Raw genomic sequence first — 21,074 nt, 5'->3', positions numbered from 1 at the left:
TGGTGCGTTATCGATCTGGTCGAAAGCACGAGCAGCACCGCCGTAGGTTTTAGCCAGTACGGTAGTGATTGCAGCGGTCAGCGTTGTTTTACCATGGTCAACGTGGCCGATAGTACCGACGTTAACGTGCGGTTTTGTACGTTCAAACTTTTCTTTAGACATCGATTGTCCCTCTAAGACACGGATAAATCGGTGATATCACCACATCAACCAGGCGAAAATGCCTGAACTGTTGAATACATTTACATTGAAACAGAGAGAAAGGGAGGGAGAAGTGAAGTGGTGCTGATACCCAGAGTCGAACTGGGGACCTCACCCTTACCAAGGGTGCGCTCTACCAACTGAGCCATATCAGCACGTATTGGAGCGGGCAGCGGGAATCGAACCCGCATCATCAGCTTGGAAGGCTGAGGTAATAGCCATTATACGATGCCCGCATCCTGAAACTCGGCTACCCAGTTCTTTCTGTAACAAAAAAAGAGATTTCTCTCTTTTCTGTTCGAGCTGGTCAATTTTTCCAACCAGCTCCGGCGGCGTTGACGCTGCCAGAAAGTGGTGGTGGGGGAAGGATTCGAACCTTCGAAGTCTGTGACGGCAGATTTACAGTCTGCTCCCTTTGGCCGCTCGGGAACCCCACCGGACTTGATGGTGCCGACTACCGGAATCGAACTGGTGACCTACTGATTACAAGTCAGTTGCTCTACCTACTGAGCTAAGTCGGCATCAAGTAGCGCGCATTCTATGGAGACCTGCGCAGTCATGCAACTAAAAAATTGCATAAAACGTTCTTTCGCTCACATTTTATTCGAAACCAGGGCTAACCGCTGTAAATTCATCCGCTCACGGTTAAAAATTCAACATGAACGGCTGATTTCGGCACGCTATAGCCCCAGGTGATACCTATCCGGTTAAGCATCGCTTTCCCATATTTTTTCTTATTATTCCTCTCATCTGGTGTTAACCTCCTGCCCATTGTCCAAAATTAACTATGTGATGAGCCCGCACCCGCCGTTTCGTGATGGTTCACAAAAGCATGCTTATGAGCAAAAAAGAGCAAACGTTAATGACGCCCTATCTTCAGTTTAACCGTAGCCAGTGGGCAGCCCTGCGTGACTCCGTCCCTATGACGCTGACGGAAGGTGAAATCGCACGGCTAAAAGGGATAAACGAAGATCTCTCCCTGGAAGAGGTGGCAGAAATCTATCTCCCCCTCTCCCGCTTGCTTAACTTCTATATCAGCTCCAATTTGCGTCGTCAGGCCGTGCTGGAACAGTTCCTCGGCACGAACGGTCAACGTATTCCTTATATCATCAGTATTGCGGGCAGCGTGGCAGTGGGTAAAAGTACCACCGCGCGCGTGCTACAGGCGCTGCTGAGCCGCTGGCCGGAGCACCGCAGCGTGGAGCTGATCACCACCGATGGCTTCCTGCATCCCAATGAGGTGTTGAAAGAACGCGGCCTGATGAAGAAGAAGGGCTTCCCGCTCTCTTATGATATGCACCGCCTGGTGAAGTTTGTCTCTGATTTAAAATCGGGCGTGCCTAACGTCACCGCACCGGTTTACTCGCATCTGATTTACGACCGTATCCCGGATGGCGACAAAACGGTTGTGCAGCCCGACATCCTGATTCTGGAAGGGTTAAACGTTCTGCAAAGCGGGATGGATTATCCTCACGATCCGCATCACGTGTTTGTCTCTGACTTCGTCGACTTCTCAATTTACGTGGATGCGCCGGAAGAACTGCTGCAACGCTGGTATATCAACCGCTTCCTGAAGTTCCGCGAAGGGGCGTTCACCGACCCGGATTCCTACTTCCATAACTACGCCCAGCTCTCTGAAGAAGAGGCTATCAACGTGGCGACAGGGCTATGGAATGAGATCAACTACGTAAACCTGAAAGAGAACATCCTGCCGACGCGCGAACGTGCAAGCCTGATCCTCACCAAGAGCGAGAAACACGCCGTCGACCAGATTCGGCTACGGAAGTAGACCTCAGACGTAAAAAAACCGGCTTATCGCCGGTTTTTTTTTTATGCCTGCGGCTTTTCGCCGTTTTCATCCTGATCGACCGCGAAGCAGGCCACCAGCTGTCCACCATAATCCTTCAGCTGTGGCTGCAACTGCGTGCACGGACCAAAGCGGCGACGGCAGCGGGCGTTGAACGCGCAGCCCGGCGGCGGGTTCAGCGGGCTCGGCAGCTCGCCGGTCAGTTTGATTCGCTCACGGCGGTCATCCGGATTAAGCCGCGGCGTCGCAGACAGCAGCGCCTGGGTGTACGGGTGACGCGGGTTAGTAAAGATCTGATCTTTCGTTCCCTTCTCCACGCAGCGCCCCAGGTACATCACCATCACCTCATCGGCAATGTGCTCAACCACGGACAGATCGTGCGAGATGAACACGTACGACAGCCCCAGATCCTGCTGCAAATCCATCATCAGGTTAAGCACCTGCGCGCGCACGGACACGTCGAGCGCTGAGACGGGTTCATCGGCGATCACCACGTCCGGATCAAGCATCAAACCGCGGGCGATGGCAATACGCTGGCGCTGGCCGCCAGAGAACATGTGCGGATAGCGATCGTAATGCTCGGTTTTAAGGCCCACCTTCGCCATCATCGCCAGCGCTTTTTCACGACGCTGCTCTTTGCTCAGACTGCTGTTAATCAGCAGCGGCTCTTCCAGAATTTGCCCGACTTTCTTTCGCGGGTTCAGAGAGCCGTACGGGTTCTGAAACACGATCTGGATTTTCTGACGACGCAGCTTCTGCGCCTGCGGATCGTGCTTGAGCAGATCCTGGCCCTGATAGTAAAGCTCACCGCCGGTGGGCGTTTCAATCATCGTCAACAGACGGCCCAGCGTGGATTTCCCGCAGCCTGACTCCCCTACTACCGCCAGCGTTTTACCGCGTTCGAGGCTAAAGGAGACGCCGTCCAGCGCTTTCACCAGGCGTTCAGGAGCAAAAATCCCCTTCTTCACCGGGTAATGTTTTTTCAGGTCGATAGCCTGCAACAGCGGCTGTTGCGTGGTGGCCTGGTGCGTACTCATAGTGTTGGCCTCCCGGCATCATCGAGTGGGTAGTGGCATTTTGACTGTCGACCGTCGGCCAGCAGATTCAGCTCTGGCTCGTCAACGCGGCATTTGTCCGTGGCATACGGGCAGCGCGGATTAAGCAGACAGCCCTGCGGACGGTCGTATTTGCCCGGAACCACGCCCGGCAGCGACGCCAGACGCGCCTTGTCCTGAGCAAACTCCGGCAGCGCGCGCAGCAGTGCCTGCGTATACGGATGACGTGGCGCGCGGAAGATATCGTGCGAACTTCCGGTCTCCACCACCTGGCCCGCATACATCACAATGATTTTGTGTGCCGCTTCCGCCACCAGCGCCAGGTCGTGCGTAATCAGCACCAGCGCCATGTTCTCTTTCTGCTGCAACTCCAGCAGCAGCTCGATGATTTGCGCCTGGATGGTCACGTCCAGCGCGGTTGTCGGTTCATCCGCAATCAGCAGCTTTGGCCGACAGGCGATAGCCATGGCGATCATCACGCGCTGGCTCATCCCGCCGGAGAGCTGATGCGGGTAAACGTCCAGACGCGATGCCGGATCGGGAATACCCACCTGCGTCAGCAGATCGATAGCGCGCTGACGTCGGGTTTTCTTATTGCCGCCCTGATGCACCTTAATGGCTTCCATAATCTGGAAACCGACGGTGTAGCACGGGTTCAGGCTGGTCATGGGGTCCTGGAAGATCATTGCCACTTCCGCGCCCACCAGTTGGCGGCGTTGTTTCTCGGAAATACGCTTCAGATCCTGACCGTTGAATGCCAGACTTTCCGCCATCACGCGGCCAGGGTAATCAATCAGCCCCATGATCGCCAGCGAGCTGACGGATTTACCCGAGCCAGACTCCCCAACGATACCAACCACTTCGCCCTGATTTACGCTGTAGCTAATACGGTCCACGGCGCGAAACGGTGTGCCTTCGTCGCCGAAGTGCACGGATAATTTATCTACATTTAATAACGCCATCTCGTGCCTCTTACTGCTTCAGTTTGGGATCAAGCGCATCACGCAGACCATCACCCATCAGGTTAAATGCCAGCACCGTCAGCAGAATCGCCAGACCCGGGAAGGTGACGACCCACCAGGCGCTTTGCGCGAACTGCAACACGTCGGAGAGCATGGTGCCCCACTCCGGTGTTGGCGGCTGCGCACCCATGCCAAGGAAGCCAAGAGCGGCCATATCGAGAATGGCGTTAGAGAAACCGAGCGACGCCTGAACGATCAGCGGCGCAAGGCAGTTCGGGAAGATATTAATGAACATCTGGCGCATCGCACCGGCACCCGCCACGCGAGAAGCGGTAACGTAATCGCGGTTCACTTCCACCAGCACCGCCGCACGGGTTAAACGCACGTAGTGCGGTAGCGCAACAAACGTCAGCGCAAGCGCGGCGTTACCTATCGACGGGCCGAAGACCGCCACCAGCACCAGCGCCAGCAGCAGGCTAGGCAATGCCAGCATGATATCGACGATACGCATGATGACGTTATCAACGATGCCGCCGAAGTAGCCCGCCACCAGGCCGAGCACCACGCCCATGATCAGCGACAACACCACCACGAGGCAGCCAACCAGCAGCGACAGGCGCGCGCCGTACATCAGGCGCGACAGCACATCGCGGCCCACGTCATCGGTGCCCAGCAGATGGGCAACGCTGCCGCCGTCCTGCCAGACTGGCGGCACGAGCAGCGCATCGCGGAACTGATCCGCCGGGTTATACGGGGCGAGGAAGTTCGCAAACACCGCAATCAGGATCATGATGGAAACATACACCAGCCCGACGACCGCGCCTTTGTTGCGCTTGAAGTAGTGCCAGAACTCCTGCATTGGCGTCATAGGCACCGGCGCAGAGACCGCTTTATTTTGAGTAACTTGTGACATGATGGCCCCTTACTTCTTATGACGAATACGCGGGTTCACCACGCCGTACAGCAAATCGACCAGCAGGTTGACGAGGATAATCATCGTCGCGACCAGCAGTACACCACCCTGCACCACCGGATAGTCACGGCGTTGCAGCGCGTCAATCAGCCAGCGTCCGAGGCCCGGCCAGGAGAAGATGGTTTCGGTCAGGATCGCCCCCGCCAGCAGCGTACCCACCTGCAAACCGATAACGGTAACCACCGGCAGCATCGCGTTACGCAGGGCATGAATAATGATGACGCGCATACGGGTCAGGCCTTTGGCGCGGGCAGTACGAATATAGTCTTCGCCAAGCACTTCCAGCATGGAAGAACGGGTCATACGCACGATCACCGCCAGAGGTATGGTGCCCAGCACCATTGCGGGCAGGATCATGTGCGCAACCGCATCAATGAAGTTGCCCTCTTCGCCCCAGATCGCCGTATCAATCAGCATGAAGCCGGTTAACGGGTTGGTGTCGTCAAGGAAGACCATGTCGCTGACGCGTCCGGAGACCGGCGTCAGATTCCACTGCACCGATACCAGCATGATCAGCATCATGCCCCACCAGAAGATAGGCATGGAATAGCCGGTCAGTGCCAGGCCAACGGCGGTGTGGTCGAAAATAGAGCCACGCTTAACAGCAGCCAGTACGCCAACGGGAATCCCCACCGCGGTCGCAAAGATCATGGCGCAGATGCCCAGTTCAAGCGTCGCCTGGAAACGCGGCACGAACTCGTCCCACACCGGAAGTCGGCTTTTCAGTGAAATGCCTAAATCGCCGTGCAAGACGCCCCAGATATAGTGGAGGTACTGCTGCCACATCGGCTTATCAAGGCCGAGTTCAGCCAGCAGTTGCGCATGACGTTCAGGGGAGATACCACGCTCGCCCGCCATAATCATCACCGGATCACCCGGGATCATATGGACGAAGGCAAAAGTGAGAAGGGTGATACCGATAAACGTCGGGATAACCAGTCCCAGACGTCGGAGGATGAACTGCAACATAACCCGGATTCTCTCTGATGACGCACGCCCAGTGGCGTGACGTCTGTATTGCTCACAAATCTTATCCCCTCATCTGATGGGGAGGGAATAAAGCACTGCTGCCGGGTGGCGCTACGCTTACCCGGCCTACATACCGTAGGCCAGTGCAAACGCAGCGCCGCCTGGCGTTGCTTTTAATTATTCAACAGACACGTTTTCGAAGTGGTGTTTGCCCAGTGGATCAACCACGTAGCCTTTGACTTCTTTACGCACTGGCTCGTACACGGTGGAGTGAGCAACAATCAGCGCCGGAGCCTGATCGTGCATGACAACCTGCGCTTGCTTGTACAGTTCAATACGTTTGTTGTGATCGTCGGTCGCACGCGCCGGCTGGATCAGGTCTTCAAACGGCTTGTAGCACCAGCGAGAGTAGTTGGAACCGTCTTTCGCTGCCGCACAGCTGAACAGGGTGGCGAAGAAGTTGTCCGGATCCCCGTTGTCACCGGTCCAGCCCATCATGACCGCCTGGTGCTCACCCGCTTTGGCGCGCTTCAGGTACTCGCCCCACTCGTAGGTCACAATCTTGGCCTGTACGCCAATCTTCGCCCAGTCAGCCTGAACCATTTCCGCCATACGGCGTGCGTTCGGGTTGTATGGACGCTGTACCGGCATCGCCCACAGCTCCACGGTGAAGCCTTTATCCTGGCCCGCTTCTTTCAGCAGCGCTTTCGCTTTCTCAGGATCGTAGGTGTAGTCCTTGATGTCGTCGTTATAGCCCCACATGGTTGGTGGGATCAGGTTCTTGGCTGCAACGCCCGCGCCCTGGTAAACGGCTTTGATGATCGCTTCTTTGTTCACCGCGTAGGTTAGCGCCTGACGCACTTTCACGTCATCGAACGGTTTCTTCTCGGTGTTGAAGGAGAGATAACCCACGTTCAGGCCCGCCTGCTCCATCAGGTTGATGTTTTTGTCCTGCTTCATGCGCGCGATGTCAGCCGGGTTTGGATACGGCATCACCTGACATTCGTTTTTCTGCAATTTTGCATAACGCACGGATGCATCAGGCGTGATGGAGAAGACCAGACGGTCGATCTGTGGCTTGGTGCCCCAGTAACCCGGGAAGGCTTTATACAGAATACGCGAATCTTTCTGGTACTGAAGCAGCTGGAACGGGCCGGTACCGATTGGGTTCAGGTCCACTTTTTCCGGGGTGCCGGCTTTCAGCATGTTGTCCGCGTACTCTTTAGAGAGAATAGAGGCGAAGTCCATGGCCAGGTCAGCCAGGAATGGCGCTTCCGGACGCGTCAGCACGAACTGAACGGTTTTATCGTCCACTTTCTTCACTTCAGCGATCAGGTCCGGCAGGCCCATCCCTTCGAAGTATTCATAGCTGCCGCCAGAGACCTTATGGTACGGGTTCTGGGCATTTTTCTGACGGTCGAAGGAGAACACCACGTCGTCGGCGTTAAGGTCGCGCGTAGGTTTAAATTCTTTGCTGTCCTGCCACTTCACGCCCTGGCGCAGGTGGAAGGTATAGGTTTTACCGTCTTCGCTGATATCCCACTTTTCAGCCAGGCCAGGAATGACTTCCGTGGTGCCGGTTTTAAATTCAACCAGACGGTTATAGATCGGTACAGAGCTTGCGTCGTAAGTCGTACCAGAGGTAAAGAGCTGTGGGTTAAAGCCTTCCGGAGAGCCCTCAGAACAGTAAACCAGGGTTTTTGCCTGTACGCTTGCTGCAACGGTCATGGCCACCAGACTCAGACCAAGCTTCAGCATCCCTGACTTCTTCAAGGAAATACTCATTATTGTGCTCCAATGTGATGTTTTGCTTTGTTGTGTTACGCCGCCTGACCTTTATTTATTTTTTACCCGGTCCGGTCGGTGATGCCCGAAGGCGTTAAAAGGGATAGAGAATCCTTTCAGAAGAGCGTTTGAGTTGCAGCGCAGATCCTCCCTGAAATGCCCCTCGTGCCCTACAATCTGTCAACAGAATGTGAAAACGTCAATACAGGTGGCGGGGATTTACGTGGAGTGTGAGAAACCGCAAACAAAGATTAAAAAAACCCTGAATGCCAGTTTTCAGCAGAGAAATTTATGCTACTCGCCATGATGCAGCACAATTAACTTCATATTTCGCAACACTCAGTGATTAAGTTTTATCCAGATTGGGTAAATTTTCTTACGGAATGGTGATTATCTGAGCACTAAATACCGCGAACGTTAAAACGCACAGCGAAAAATGCTGAGGTTATCCATAAGCAACGCGAAAAAAGATCAAACTATATATAAAAAAATACAATGGATTATGTCACAAAACCGCAAGCAGGCAGGGGGAAGCAGCGCTAAGGGATATTTTGGGGGCTCGGGCGGGGTAACGCGTTAATGCAAAAAGGGCTAACCTTGCGGTTAGCCCTTTTTAGAATGTGGTCGGCGAGAGAGGATTCGAACCTCCGACCCACTGGTCCCAAACCAGTTGCGCTACCAAGCTGCGCTACTCGCCGAATGCGGAGCGCATCTTACTGCTGAGGTGCGCCCCTCGTCAATCCCTTATTTTCAAAAAGCCATTCAACTGGCGATATTCTCGCCAGACCAGCTACTGCGCGGCTTTTGTGGTGTTATCAGGGAGTTTACACCAGTTGTTGTTTTCGTTAATCCCACCGTTCGGTGAGGTGTAGCCGAGACAGCCCATAATGGTGTCGTAGAGCTCAACGTGACGGCGCGGAACCTTAATCTCTGCCTGCTGCTTCAGATGGGCAAACATTTTGGCTTTGTCCGGGTTTTCCAGGTACTTATCCGACATCCACATGATCATCGGCACGCGGAACTGCTCAGGCGGCGCCAGCTTGCGCGGCGTGCCGTGCAAATGCTCTTTCTCGTTGATGGATTCGCCGTGATCGGCCGCGTAAATCACAATCGCTTTCTTATCGCGAAGCTGGTCGATCACCCGGCTGAGGAAGGTATCCACATACAGAATCGAGTTATCATAGGCATTAATCAGCTCCTGCTTGCTACAGTTTTTGTTAATGCCGACGCACTCAGGGGTCCATTTGGCGAAATCACGCGTGTAACGCTGATAATAGCTGTAGTGTGATCCTTTGGTATGCAGAACGATAAGGTGCTTACCCTGCGGATGGTTTTTCAGCGACTGTTCCATCTCGGAGAGCAGCAGCATGTCATCAACGTTCTTTCCACGGTTACGCGGCTCGGCGCCAATCTGCTCACGATAGGCGATGTTATCCGCCATGGTGTTGGTGTAGAACCACATTTCACTTTGCATGGCGAACAGATCGGAGCTAAATCCAAGCTGCTTCAGAACCGCAAACACGTTTTGCTCTTTAAGGGTACGCTGCGGGTTATCGCTCGCTCCGCCTTCACGCACAAACATACAGCGCAACGAGAGCTTCGTGGCGGTATCGCAGGAATAGCCGCGGTAAGCCACCAGATTCTTCTCCTGCGACAGTTTCGGCGTGGTATCGCGGTCATAGCCGAGCATACCCATATGATCCCAGCGCGTCGTTTCGCCGATAACGAAGACCACGTATGTATCATCCAGCCCGTCAGCCGGCGCCTGGTAGGTGAACTTTTTAGTCGGGTTAATCAGCGATTTCACATCGCTGGATTCGTCCGCCTGTGCCCAGGCGTAAAGACCTAACGCGGACAGCCAGTTGGACGGCAGATACGAGTTAGCCACCACGCCGCCATAGCTCGGCATATCAACGCCCGTCGCTTTTTCGATGCGTTTTTGCTGTTTTTCCATCAGGCGAATCGGCGCCCACACCAGCAGGCCTGCCAGCAGAACGACGGCGACGTTGCGGATGCGCTGTCCCCGGGTACGCAGCTGGCGTAACAGGGTATAGCGGCAGGTATTACTCCAGATAAAGAAGAGCGGGATCAGGCAGGTCAAAATCGTCCACATGATGAACCCTTGACCCACCACCTCTTTCGAGAGGTCGATGTCCGTGGTCATCACCGAGGCGACAATACCGTAGCCAATGACCACGTTCATGAATGTCATGTAATAGCTTGCAGCGGCAGAGATAATCACCACCAGCGAGGCCAGAATTTGCCATGTACGTCGGCCAAAAAGCGAGAGCAGGCGTAACAGGAAGAAGGTTGCCAGGATAGAGCCAAACACTTCAATGACGGCAAAAATTCCATTTCTTACGGTGAGGTGTTCGAAATAACCTTCCACGCGTCTGAACAGTACCGCGCCATTCAGAAACAAACCGATATAGACAGCCAGCATCAGACACAATCTTTGCTGGGTAAGAGACCTAATATATTTCATGCAAACAACCCTGGGGGAAGGGGTATAAAAACCCGCCGAATCTCAGTGAGAAAGCTGACAGAGTAAGTAGATGCGAGCGAAACCGTTATAAGAAACGTCTACAAGCGCGATAAGTAGACCACAGCGGGAAAGAAAAGTGGCAGCAGAGAGTGTGATTGATGAAGATTTTTACAAAATAACAAGTCCGGAAGTGATGTTGAGATAAAAAAAGAGGCCCTGAGGCCCCTTTTCATCGAATCATGCATGCGCTTCTTTATAAGCCTCGCGCTGCGGCTGACGAATCGTGGTCGACAGCGCCAGCGAGATAATCAGCAAGGCAAATATCACGCAGAAGGTCACGTAGAAGCCACCGAACAGCGAGGCGATCAGCGACCCGCAGATACTGCCGATACCGAAGCCGAGATAAATGACGCCGTAGTTTTTCGCCAGGTTGTTCAGGCCAAAGAACTCGCTCACCAGCGACGGGAAGACGGTAATGGTGCCGCCGAAGTTAAAGGCGACGCAGGCAATCGCCGCAAAGAAGGTCGCTTCGTTCAGCGGTGCAAACAGCAGCGCCGCCATGCCCACCAGGGAGATCACCTGCCCCAGCGTAATCACGCGGATGCGGGCGATTTTGTCAGACAGAATACCCAGTACCAGACGACCCGAGAGGTTAGCGATGGAGATGACCGTTACCGCATTTGCCGCCGTCGCCGCATCCAGTTTTACCATCCCCTGCGCGATATCTTTCGCCACGCCAATAACATACAGACCGCTCATGCAGGCCGTCAGGAACATCACCGCCAGCATCCAGTACTGCGGCTTACGCATGGACTGTGCGAGGGTGAAATCATTCTCCACCACGCCGTTAACGGTTTTCACTTCCTGCTGCGGGGCATCTTTCATCAGCGTGGCGCCGAAGAGGATCATCACCAGCACAATCACGCCCCAGATCATAAAAGTTTTCTCAAGCCCCACCGAGGCCAGCAGATGGGAGTCGATGAATTTGAACCCCAGGCTGCCCAGGCCGTATGAACCAATGGCAAACGCGGAGATAAGCCCTTTACGCTCCGGAAACCACTTCACGCAGTTCGACAGCGTCAGCAGGTAACCTGCGCCGTCCGCCAGCCCTACCAGCACCCCGGCGCTCAGCCACAGCATCATCAGGTTGTTAGAGTGTGCCGTCAGGAAGAAGCCCACGCCCAGCAGGATCCCGGAGGCCATGGTCACGCGCTTCACGCCGAAGCGCTCCTGAAGTTTGCCCGCCACGGAAGAGGAAATCGCTAATCCAAGACTCAGCAAGCCGAAGGAGAATGCCACCTGGCTTATCGGCGCGCCGAGCTTATCAGACAGGGCGCTGTTAAACAGGCTCCAGGTATAGACCGAGCCCAGTGCGAACTGGGTCACGATGGTGCCGAAGAGCGTCAGCCAGCGCGTGCGGTTATAGGTTGATGTGTTCATGGCTGTGTCCTGCAAGAGAAATTAAGGAAATTCGCTGAGGACACGATAAACAAAACCCCAAAACGCCAGGGGTAAAACGGCATGAAATGCAGGAGAAACGGAATGAAATGCCTGGAAGCGGGAATGAACGACCTTGCCGGAGAAGAAAACGTTTAGATGTGAGTGACCACTATCGCCACAACCCGCGCCATTATTGTATTAAATATGTTACCGCAGCGTTTAAAAAAGTAACAACCCTAAAATTTGGCGCTTAAGCCCAGGGTATATAAATATTCTTCCTCCGACTGCTGGTTGTAGCTGATCTTCGCCCAGGGGTGTATATCACCGTACTGGGTATCCACACGCCACCCCAGCGAGTTCACGCTGGCATGCCAGAGGGGGTCGGTCAGCGTCTGCGTGGTGGTTGTATCGCCATACGCAATCACCGTTGCGGGAGGCGTGCCATCAGAGCGCCACGCCATGACCGGCCCGGTCGTGAAATGTCCCGTCACGGGAAAATTCCAGCCAACGCTCAGAACGGTTTCCGCATCCGAACCGAAGGGGTCGTTCAGGGCAAAGCCCGCAGCATTCTGCGAATGGTTAATACGTTCCGCGAGAATATCTTCATAACGAGGTTGGTGATCGGCGTCCCATGTATAGCGTTCTGCCGTATTACTTTGTGCATCTGAAACGATATATTCCTGTTGCCACGCAAAAGCGGTGTTACCTATAAGCAGGCAGGCTGAGACACCCACCAGGCCAGAAGCAGCATGGCGACCACTGATTTTTTTTATCATCATCAAAGCGACTCCAGAAAGAGCCGAGTTCGGCGATATATGTCATTGTTCGAAGAGGTATTAGGGCGTATAGCCCTGTATTAACTATTGTCTCTTTAGCAGACACGTCAAGCCGGGCAGATTGAAATTTTTGCGTTTACCGTATCAGGAAGGGAGATGACCTATGCAACGTTGCGGCTGGGTAAGCCAGGATCAGCTTTATATCGATTATCACGACAAGGAATGGGGCGTACCGGAAACCGACGGTAAAAAACTGTTTGAAATGATTTGCCTTGAAGGCCAGCAGGCCGGGCTGTCGTGGATCACCGTTCTGAAAAAGCGTGAGAACTACCGCAATGCCTTCCACCGGTTCGATCCGGCTGCGGTGGCCGCCATGACCGACGACGACGTGGAAAGGCTGGTTCTGGACCCCGGTATCATCCGCCATCGCGGTAAAATTCAGGCCATTATTGGTAACGCGCGCGCTTATCTGGCGATGGAGCAAAACGGCGAACCCTTCTCAGCATTTGTCTGGTCATTTGTGGATAACGAGCCGAAGGTGACGCGGGCCGCCACGCTTGCGGAGATCCCAACCTCGACCCCCGCCTCGGATGCCCTGTCGAAAGCACTGAAAAAACGCGGCTTTAAGTTTGTGGGCACCACCATTTGTTACTCCTTTATGCAGGCCTGCGGGCTGGTCAATGACCATATTACGGGCTGCATCTGCCACCCGGAGGGCCACCATGATCCGCAAATGGCACAGTGAGAATACCGCTCAGCTCCTGAGACTGTGGCTTGAGAGCACTACCGAGGCGCATCCGTTTATCGACGCTGGCTACTGGAAAGCGAACGAAGCGCTGGTGCGGGATGAATACCTTCCCGCCGCCGAAACCTGGGTCTGGGAGGAGAACGGCACGCTGCGCGGCTTTATCAGCGTCATGCAGTCCCAGTTCGTGGGGGCGTTGTTTGTCGCCCCGGCGTTCATCGGAAAGGGGATCGGTCGTGCGCTGCTGAACCACGTTCAGCAGCACTACCCGTATTTAACTCTGGAGGTGTATCAGAAAAACGTGCGGGCGGTGAATTTCTATCATGCTCAGGGTTTTCGCATTGAAGACAGCGCCTGGCAGGATGATACCCAACACCCGACGTGGATCATGAGCTGGCAGGCGGATCAAACGCCGTAAGGGTAAGCGCCGGCCCCTCATATTTCTCCACCCATGCCAGCGCCGTATTCCCCGCGCAGCCATTCCCCAGCTTCGAGCTGGGGAGATCTTTGGTCAGCACGTTTACGGCACCGTTCTTACAAATACCGCCCTCGTCCAGCGCCAGATCCGGCCATGCGCCCTGATGAATGCAGAACACGCCAGGGCGGATCCCGTCGCTTACCACGGCGCCAGCCAGCACCTGCCCGCGCGCGTTCCAGACGCGCACGAGATCGCCGTCGTTAATTCCCCGCGCCTTTGCGTCATCGCTATTCAGCGCGATCGGCTCGCGTCCAGCCACCGCATACTGCTCGCGCAGAGCCGAATAGTTAAGCTGGCTGTGCAGGCGATGGGCAGGATGGGCAGACAGCAGCTGAAGCTGCCCCGGCTGCGCATTGCCATGCCATTCGTCCGGCTCCAGCCATGCCGGATGCGGCGGACAGTCCGCGTAGCCAAAGCTGGCGATGCGTTCGCTGTAGATCACAATCTTCCCGCTCTCGGTCTTAAGCGGGTGATTTTCCGGGTCGCGACGGAAGTCAGCAAAGCGCACAAACCGCGCGTTCTGCTCGCTTTCCGGCATTTCGAAGAGTTGATTCGCCTCCCAGAATTCAGCAAATGGCGGCAGCGTCACGCCCTGCGTCGCCCCGCGCTGGCTGGCTATCTGGTAAAACGTTTCGAGCCATTGCAGATCCGTTTTGCCCTCGGTGAAACGCTCGCGCCCGCCCGCTTCCCATAATTCACTCAGGTCAGCAAAGACGTCAAAATCATCACGCGCTTCATCCCGGGGGGCCACGACGCGCTTCATCGGCACCATGTGCTGGTTGCTGTAATCCCCGGTCATGGTGAGATCGTTACGCTCGAACGAGGTCGTGGCGGGCAACACGATGTCGGCATGTTTCGCTGAAGCGGTCCAGAAGCACTCCGAGATCACCACCAGCTCCGGCTTCTGCCAGGCGCGGATCAGGCGGTTGGTATCCTGGTGATGGGTGAAGTTGGCCCCGCCCGCCCACCAGACAAACTTAATATCCGGGAAATGGCGATCCTGGCCGTTGTGCTGATAAAACCCGCCCGGGTTCTCCAGAGCCTCAACAATGCGCGCCACGGGAATTTTATCCACCGCGTCCACGCCACCCTGCACTGAGCCCTGCATGGACGCCAGCACCGCCGCTTTACGCGTTGGGTTACCGCCGTTGGCAAAGTGATAGGAAAGCCCAAAACCGCCGCCGGGCGTGCCAATCTGCCCGAGCATCGCGGCGAGCGTCACCAGCATCCAGTGTTTTTGCTCGCCAAACTGCTGGCGCTGCATTCCCCAGCCGGACATCAGCATCGTGACGTTGCTATGGAATAACGCCGCCAGCTCGCGGATTTTAACGGCATCAACGCCGCAAACCGCGGCGGCCCACTCTGCGGTTTTGGCGACACCGTCGGTTTGGCCCGTCAGGTAGTCGGCAAATTTATCGAAGCCCGTGGTGCAGCGCGTAAGAAATTCCGTATCGTGCCAGCCGTTCTCTACAAGGGTATGGGCAATACCCAGCATCATCGCCACGTCGGTGCCCATATGGGGCGCGATCCACTCGGCGCTGTCGCCGAAGAAATCCAGGGTTTCAGAACGCATCGGATCGATACAGATGATGCGCTTGCCGCTTTTGCGCAGCGCGTCGAAGTAGGAAACGCCCTGCTCGTCGGACGCATTCCAGGCAATCTTCAGGGTGTTGAGCGGGTTGGCGCTCCACAGCACCACCACGTCGGTATGCTCCAGCACCAGCGGCCAGCTGGTCTGCTGCTGATAAACCTCATTGCCGCCCACGACGTAAGGCATGATCGCCTGCGCTGCGCCGGTCGAGTAATCACCCAGATGGCCGGTGTAGCCCCCGGCCAGGCTCATGTAGCGTTGCAGCAGGGTGGCGGCCTTATGCAGCACGCCGTTCGAGCGCCAGCCATAGGAGCCGGCAAAAATGGACGACGGGCCATAGCTGTCGCGGATGCGTTTATGCTGCGTATGGATTAGCGCCAGCGCATCGTCCCAGCTCACGCGAACGAACTCATCCTGCCCGCGCACACCCTGCGGTTTATCCGGTGACGCCAGAAAGCCTTTACGCACCATCGGCCAGCGTACGCGGGTTTTGCTGTGTACCTGATCGCGAACGACGGTCTGTAAAGAGTTGAGATGGCGCGAAGGCAAAGCCCCGCGAGACGACAGCACTGTGTCGCCATCGGTTTCGACCAGCATCGGCCCCCAGTGGGCGGCGGTCAGAATGGTTTTTGTTGAGGTGCTCAAAGCGTGCGCTCCTGGTTGCGTGCAGGTATGACGGCCTTTCGTTGAGGCAGTTTATCGTTTGTGACAAATTTCAGAGTTATACACTGAATTTTCTCCGTATTCGGACGTCATAATCCACTGCCACGTCCGTCGTGGCAAAGAATAAAAAGGATTAAGGAAATAAGATGAAAAAACGCGTACTCGTAATTGCCGCTCTGGTAAGCGGCGCACTGGCTGTTTCAGGCTGCACAACCAACCCTTATACCGGCGAACGCGAAGCGGGTAAATCCGGTATTGGCGCGGGTATTGGTTCCCTTGTCGGCGCTGGCGTTGGCGCGCTCTCCTCCTCCAAGAAAGATCGCGGCAAAGGCGCGCTGATTGGCGCAGCGGCAGGCGCAGCCCTGGGCGGTGGCGTAGGGTATTACATGGATGTGCAGGAAGCGAAGCTGCGTGACAAAATGAAAGGTACGGGCGTGAGCGTGACGCGCAGCGGTGACAATATCATCCTGAACATGCCAAACAACGTGACCTTTGACAGCAGCAGCGCGACGCTGAAACCTGCGGGCGCGAACACCCTCACCGGTGTGGCCGCGGTGCTAAAAGAGTACAGTAAAACTGCCGTGAACGTGATTGGCTACACCGACAGCACCGGCAGCCAGGATCTGAACATGCGTCTGTCACAGCAGCGCGCCGATTCCGTGGCCAGCTCGCTGATCGCCCAGGGCGTAGAAGCAAACCGCATCCGCACCAGCGGCATGGGCCCTGCCAACCCTATCGCCAGCAACAGCACGGCGGAAGGTAAAGCGCAAAACCGTCGCGTAGAGATTACGTTGAGCCCGATTCAGTAATCCCCGAGGGAGAGGGCCGGGGTGAGGGCAACAGACCGCACACCCCGGCATGAACCACTTGCCATCGTTGATTTTCCCGCTAAGGTATTCTCACTAAATTCAGGGAAATCAGCGATGAGCAAACCAGCCCGGGCCACCATCAGCGACGTGGCGAAAGCCGCCAAAACCGGTAAAACCAGCATTTCGCGCTACCTCAACGGCGAGAAACATCTGCTTTCCGATGCGCTGCTGGCGCGGATCGAACAGGCCATTGCCGATCTCGACTACCGTCCCAGCCTGATGGCGCGCGGCCTCAAGCGTGGTCGCACCCGCCTGATTGGGCTTATCATCGCCGATATCACTAACCCCTACTCCGTTAACGTACTCAGCGGCATCGAAGCGGCGTGCCGGGAAAAAGGCTTTACCCCGCTGGTCTGTAACACCAATAACGAAGTTGATCAGGAGCTGCATTACCTCGATCTGCTACGCAGCTACCAGGTGGAAGGGATCGTGGTCAATGCCGTCGGGATGCGCGAAGAGGGGCTAAATCGCCTGCAACAATCGTCTCTCCCGATGGTGCTTATTGACCGCAAAATCCCGGAATTTGCCTGCGATGTGGTCGGGCTGGATAATACCCAGGCCGCCACCACCGCCACCGAGCACCTTATCGAACAGGGTTTCGAAGCTATTCTGTTCCTGAGCGAACCGCTTGGCATGGTTAACACCCGTCGCGACCGCCTGGCTGCATTTCGCTCCACGCTGGCGCGATATCCCGGCGCGATCGCCGAAAATGCCGAAATTCCCCTGCACGAAGCCGGGCTGCTGGATAACACCCTGCGCCAGTTCCATACCCGCCATCGGGGAATGCGTAAGGCGGTGATCTCCGCGAACGGGGCGCTCACGCTACAGGTTGCCCGCTCGCTTCAACGCATCGGCCTGCACTGGGGCAGCGACATCGGCTTACTCGGCTTTGATGAACTGGAGTGGGCAGAACTTGCAGGCGTGGGCATTACCACCCTCAAACAACCCACCTGGCAAATCGGCTATGCCGCGGTTGAGCAAGTGGTTCGCCGTATTGAAGGCACCCGCGATGCCGTACGCGAGCAGGTTTTTTCCGGCGAGCTGATCGTTCGCGGCTCTACCGCTCGCTAAAATCCCCTTCGTGACAGCGATCATAAATTCAACATCCCATTCTTTTCTTTGGAACCGGTTCCATCTAGCGTAATACTATCGATTACGCGTTGGAGTCAGGAAATGAGCAGGAAAATAATGGTGGTCACCGCCGCGTATGGCGCGGATCGGGTGCGACAGGCAGGCGGGCAACGGGCGATGCTTCCCGTTATTGCTGGCGCAGGGGCTGATGGCGTTGAAATCCGCCGCGAACTCTTCAGCAGCGACGAGTTAATGGCGCTGCCTGCGCTCGGCGAGTCCATTGAGCTGCTGGGTTTACTGGCATGCTACTCCGCCCCGGCCCCCCTGTTTATGCCCGACGGCACGCTCAACCCGGATCTCCCCCGCTACCTCCGCGAAGCCAGCACCCTGAACGCGCTATGGCTCAAGGTCTCGCTGGGTCATTTCAGCGACAAACACCCCCTTGAAGATCTGCGGACATTGCTGGATGAAAGCGGGATGACGCTGGTGGTGGAAAACGACCAGACAGACTGCGGGCAGCTCGCCCCGATGCAGCGCTTCAAAGCCGCCTGTCGGGTGATGGCGCTGCCGGTAACGCTGACGTTCGATATGGGCAACTGGCTGTGGGTCGGCGACTCCCCGGAAGAGGCCGCGCGTCAGCTGGCACCCGCCGTGAGCTATATTCACGTGAAAGCCGCGGTCCCGCATAAGGCGCAGTTCCGCGCCGTCGCGCCGGATCAAACCGATTCTCGCTGGCAGGATCTGCTTAATCAACTGCCTGCCGACGCGCCGCGCGGTATCGAATTTCCGCTCGAAGGGACGGATCTCACCGCCGTCACCCGCCATTACGTCAACCTGTTGCGCGAGGAGTAAACCATGCACAAGACGCTGGACGTTATCACCATCGGCGAGGCCATGGCGATGTTTGTCGCCACCGAAACGGCCGAGCTGAGCGCAGTAGAACACTTTATCAAACGCGTGGCAGGCGCCGAGCTGAATGTCGCTACCGGCCTTGCGCGGCTGGGGCTGAATGTCGGCTGGGTGAGCCGCGTGGGCAATGACAGCTTTGGCCATTTCGTTCTCGACTCGCTGAAAAAAGAGGGCATTGATGCCGCAGGCGTCACGCTCGACGGACGCTTCCCGACGGGCTTTCAGCTGAAATCGAAAGTTGAAAATGGAACCGATCCCACCGTTGAGTATTTCCGCAAAGGCTCAGCAGCAAGCCATCTCTCCGTAGAGGATTATCATGCCCCTTATTTCTCCTCCGCGCGCCATCTGCACCTGAGCGGCGTGGCGGCGGCGCTTTCGGCCAGTTCGTACGATTTACTGGATCATGCTGCGTCGGCGATGAAAGCGCAGGGCAAAACGATCTCCTTTGATCCGAACCTTCGTCCGGTGCTGTGGAAAAGCGAAGCGGAGATGGTAGAGAAACTCAACCGACTGGCGTTTCAGGCGGACTGGGTACTGCCGGGCGTAAAAGAGGGAATGATCCTCACTGGCGAGACCACGCCGGAAGGCATTGCGGATTTTTACCTCAACCGAGGGGTAAAAGCTGTAGTGCTGAAAACCGGTGCCGACGGCGCATGGTTTAAAACCGCCGACGGTGAGCAAGGCGCTGTCGCAGCGGTAAAAGTCGACAACGTGGTCGATACCGTGGGCGCGGGCGATGGGTTTGCCGTCGGGGTCATTAGCGCCCTGCTGGAAGGCAAACCGCTGTCGCAGGCCGTGGCGCGGGGCAACAAAATTGGTTCGCTGGCGATCCAGGTGCAGGGCGATAGCGAAGGATTACCGACACGAGCAGAGCTCGGCGTCTGAATTCCCTCTCCCGGTGGGAGAGGTCCAGGGTGAGGGCAGCAATCCGCACCAGATAATTAAGCCACCGTGTACCCTACAGACAACGGCGGTAACAACCTCAACAACAGAGGCAAGCCTATGAACAGTTCGACCAATGCAGTCAAACGCTGGTGGTACATCATGCCCATCGTGTTTATCACGTACAGCCTGGCGTACCTTGATCGTGCCAACTTCAGTTTTGCATCCGCCGCCGGGATCAACGAAGACCTCGGGATCACCAAAGGGGTTTCCTCCCTGCTGGGCGCCCTCTTCTTCCTGGGCTATTTCTTCTTTCAGATCCCCGGCGCGATTTACGCTGAACGCCGCAGCGTGCGAAAGCTCATTTTCATCTGCCTGATCTTATGGGGTGCCTGCGCGTCCCTCACCGGCGTGGTGAATAACATTCCTGCACTGGCTGCCATTCGCTTTATTCTCGGCGTGGTGGAAGCGGCAGTGATGCCGGCAATGCTGATTTACATCAGCAACTGGTTCACAAAATCTGAGCGTTCACGTGCCAATACTTTCCTGATACTCGGTAACCCGGTCACGGTGCTGTGGATGTCGGTGGTGTCCGGCTACCTGATCCAGTCCTTCGGCTGGCGAGAAATGTTCATCATCGAAGGGGTTCCCGCAATCATCTGGGCCTTCTGCTGGTGGGTGCTGGTGAAAGATAAGCCAGCCCAGGCGAAATGGCTTTCGGAGGACGAAAAGGCTGCACTTCAGGCACAGCTGGATAAAGAGCAGCAGGGGCTGAAAGCGGTGCGTAACTACGGTGAAGCCTTCCGCTCCCGCAACGTGATCCTGCTGTGCGCGCAGTATTTTACCTGGAGTATTGGCGTGTACGGCTTTGTGCTGTGGCTGCCGTCGATTATCCGCAGCGGCGGTGAAAACCTTGGCATGGTGGAAGTGGGCTGGCTGTCATCGGTGCCTTATCTGGCTGCGACCATCGCAATGATTATCGTCTCCTGGGCATCGGACAAGCTGCAAAACCGTAAGCTGTTCGTCTGGCCGCTGCTGCTGATCGCTGCTTTTGCCTTCATTGGCTCCTGGGCCGTGGGCGCGAACCACTTCTGGGCCTCGTATACCCTGCTGGTGATCGCGGGTGCGGCCATGTATGCCCCGTATGGTCCGTTCTTTGCCATCATCCCGGAGATGCTGCCGCGTAACGTCGCAGGGGGCGCGATGGCCTTGATCAACAGTATGGGCGCGCTGGGTTCATTCTTCGGCTCGTGGTTTGTTGGCTATCTGAACGGTGCAACCGGCAGCCCGTCGGCCTCTTACATCTTTATGGGGGTGGCGCTTTTTGCCTCGGTATGGCTTACTCTGATCGTTAAGCCTGCTAATAATCAACAGCTACCCGTCGGCGCGCGCCACGCCTGAACCCTTTTAAAA

Annotated in this window: 18 protein-coding genes and 5 tRNA genes; 8 read left to right on the top strand and 15 right to left on the bottom strand. The window is 56.1% G+C overall.

From position 1 onward, the window contains the following. From IM300_RS15370 to IM300_RS15350, 5 genes are all read right to left on the bottom strand, one after another. The coding region (locus IM300_RS15370) for a GTP-binding protein (RefSeq protein ID WP_001445782.1) at positions 1-162 on the bottom strand (162 nt) is incomplete at its 3' end. Positions 163-280: 118 nt separating this feature from the next. Further along, positions 281-356, bottom strand: a tRNA-Thr gene (locus IM300_RS15365). Positions 357-362: 6 nt separating this feature from the next. Next, positions 363-437 (bottom strand) — tRNA-Gly (locus IM300_RS15360). A 116-nt stretch (positions 438-553) separates the two neighbouring features. Then, positions 554-638, bottom strand: a tRNA-Tyr gene (locus IM300_RS15355). 8 nt (positions 639-646) lie between these two features. After that, a tRNA-Thr gene (locus tag IM300_RS15350) sits at positions 647-722 on the bottom strand. A gap of 317 nt (positions 723-1,039) precedes the next feature. Here IM300_RS15350 and coaA point away from each other — a divergent pair. After that, the gene (coaA, locus tag IM300_RS15345; RefSeq protein ID WP_063868899.1) at positions 1,040-1,990 is read left to right on the top strand and encodes a type I pantothenate kinase; all 951 of its coding nucleotides are present in this window, start codon (positions 1,040-1,042) and stop codon (positions 1,988-1,990) included. A gap of 41 nt (positions 1,991-2,031) precedes the next feature. Here the strand turns inward: coaA and dppF are convergent, their stop codons facing one another. The 9 genes from dppF to IM300_RS15300 form a co-directional block, all read right to left on the bottom strand. After that, positions 2,032-3,045: a dipeptide ABC transporter ATP-binding subunit DppF gene (dppF, locus tag IM300_RS15340; protein ID WP_063452212.1), complete on the bottom strand. Its 1,014-nt coding sequence runs from the start codon at positions 3,043-3,045 to the stop codon at positions 2,032-2,034. Next, entirely contained in the window at positions 3,042-4,025 is a 984-nt protein-coding gene (dppD, locus tag IM300_RS15335) for a dipeptide ABC transporter ATP-binding protein (protein WP_193032467.1), read from the bottom strand. Before dppD ends, dppF begins: the two co-directional genes overlap by 4 nt. A gap of 10 nt (positions 4,026-4,035) precedes the next feature. Continuing rightward, positions 4,036-4,938 (bottom strand): dipeptide ABC transporter permease DppC, encoded by a 903-nt coding sequence (gene dppC, locus IM300_RS15330; protein WP_063452210.1) that lies wholly within the window; start codon positions 4,936-4,938, stop codon positions 4,036-4,038. Positions 4,939-4,947: 9 nt separating this feature from the next. After that, entirely contained in the window at positions 4,948-5,967 is a 1,020-nt protein-coding gene (gene dppB, locus IM300_RS15325) for a dipeptide ABC transporter permease DppB (protein WP_022646696.1), read from the bottom strand. 177 nt (positions 5,968-6,144) lie between these two features. Beyond that, the gene (dppA, locus tag IM300_RS15320; protein WP_063452209.1) at positions 6,145-7,752 is read right to left on the bottom strand and encodes a dipeptide ABC transporter periplasmic-binding protein DppA; all 1,608 of its coding nucleotides are present in this window, start codon (positions 7,750-7,752) and stop codon (positions 6,145-6,147) included. A gap of 621 nt (positions 7,753-8,373) precedes the next feature. Further along, positions 8,374-8,450: transfer RNA gene (locus IM300_RS15315), tRNA-Pro, on the bottom strand. Between the two features lie 92 nt (positions 8,451-8,542). Further along, entirely contained in the window at positions 8,543-10,237 is a 1,695-nt protein-coding gene (gene eptB, locus IM300_RS15310; protein WP_063868894.1) for a kdo(2)-lipid A phosphoethanolamine 7''-transferase, read from the bottom strand. 237 nt (positions 10,238-10,474) lie between these two features. Continuing rightward, a complete protein-coding gene (locus IM300_RS15305) occupies positions 10,475-11,677 on the bottom strand; it encodes an MFS transporter (RefSeq protein WP_063452207.1) in 1,203 nt (400 codons plus the stop codon). Between the two features lie 236 nt (positions 11,678-11,913). After that, a complete protein-coding gene (locus tag IM300_RS15300) occupies positions 11,914-12,456 on the bottom strand; it encodes a lipase (RefSeq protein ID WP_193037166.1) in 543 nt (180 codons plus the stop codon). Between the two features lie 160 nt (positions 12,457-12,616). Between IM300_RS15300 and tag the strand changes: the two genes are divergently transcribed. After that, on the top strand, positions 12,617-13,198 hold the full coding sequence (gene tag, locus IM300_RS15295) for a DNA-3-methyladenine glycosylase I (protein WP_063868890.1): 582 nt from the start codon (positions 12,617-12,619) through the stop codon (positions 13,196-13,198). After that, complete coding sequence (locus IM300_RS15290) at positions 13,176-13,616, top strand: N-acetyltransferase (protein WP_193037164.1); 441 nt, start codon at positions 13,176-13,178, stop codon at positions 13,614-13,616. The genes tag and IM300_RS15290 overlap by 23 nt, the downstream gene beginning before the upstream one ends. On the opposite strand, the gene IM300_RS15285 is transcribed toward IM300_RS15290, so the two are convergent. After that, positions 13,585-15,912: a molybdopterin guanine dinucleotide-containing S/N-oxide reductase gene (locus IM300_RS15285; RefSeq protein WP_193037162.1), complete on the bottom strand. Its 2,328-nt coding sequence runs from the start codon at positions 15,910-15,912 to the stop codon at positions 13,585-13,587. The genes IM300_RS15290 and IM300_RS15285 overlap by 32 nt on opposite strands. A gap of 164 nt (positions 15,913-16,076) precedes the next feature. Between IM300_RS15285 and IM300_RS15280 the strand changes: the two genes are divergently transcribed. From IM300_RS15280 to IM300_RS15260, 5 genes are all read left to right on the top strand, one after another. Further along, complete coding sequence (locus IM300_RS15280; protein ID WP_063868886.1) at positions 16,077-16,739, top strand: OmpA family lipoprotein; 663 nt, start codon at positions 16,077-16,079, stop codon at positions 16,737-16,739. Positions 16,740-16,853: 114 nt separating this feature from the next. Continuing rightward, positions 16,854-17,870 (top strand): LacI family DNA-binding transcriptional regulator, encoded by a 1,017-nt coding sequence (locus IM300_RS15275; protein WP_193037160.1) that lies wholly within the window; start codon positions 16,854-16,856, stop codon positions 17,868-17,870. 102 nt (positions 17,871-17,972) lie between these two features. After that, the gene (locus tag IM300_RS15270; RefSeq protein ID WP_193037158.1) at positions 17,973-18,722 is read left to right on the top strand and encodes a sugar phosphate isomerase/epimerase; all 750 of its coding nucleotides are present in this window, start codon (positions 17,973-17,975) and stop codon (positions 18,720-18,722) included. A gap of 3 nt (positions 18,723-18,725) precedes the next feature. Then, positions 18,726-19,664: a sugar kinase gene (locus IM300_RS15265; RefSeq protein WP_193037156.1), complete on the top strand. Its 939-nt coding sequence runs from the start codon at positions 18,726-18,728 to the stop codon at positions 19,662-19,664. Positions 19,665-19,781: 117 nt separating this feature from the next. Then, positions 19,782-21,062 carry an MFS transporter gene (locus IM300_RS15260; RefSeq protein WP_001089079.1) on the top strand — a complete coding sequence of 427 codons (1,281 nt, stop codon included), beginning with the start codon at positions 19,782-19,784 and terminating at the stop codon, positions 21,060-21,062. Positions 21,063-21,074 lie beyond the last annotated feature (12 nt).

Origin of the sequence: Enterobacter cloacae complex sp. I2, from assembly GCF_014896205.1 — a bacterium.
In the GTDB taxonomy this organism is placed as follows: Bacteria; Pseudomonadota; Gammaproteobacteria; order Enterobacterales; family Enterobacteriaceae; genus Enterobacter; species Enterobacter quasihormaechei.
Note: the sequence above shows the minus strand (reverse complement) of the source record. Positions and strands in the feature narration are given on the sequence as shown.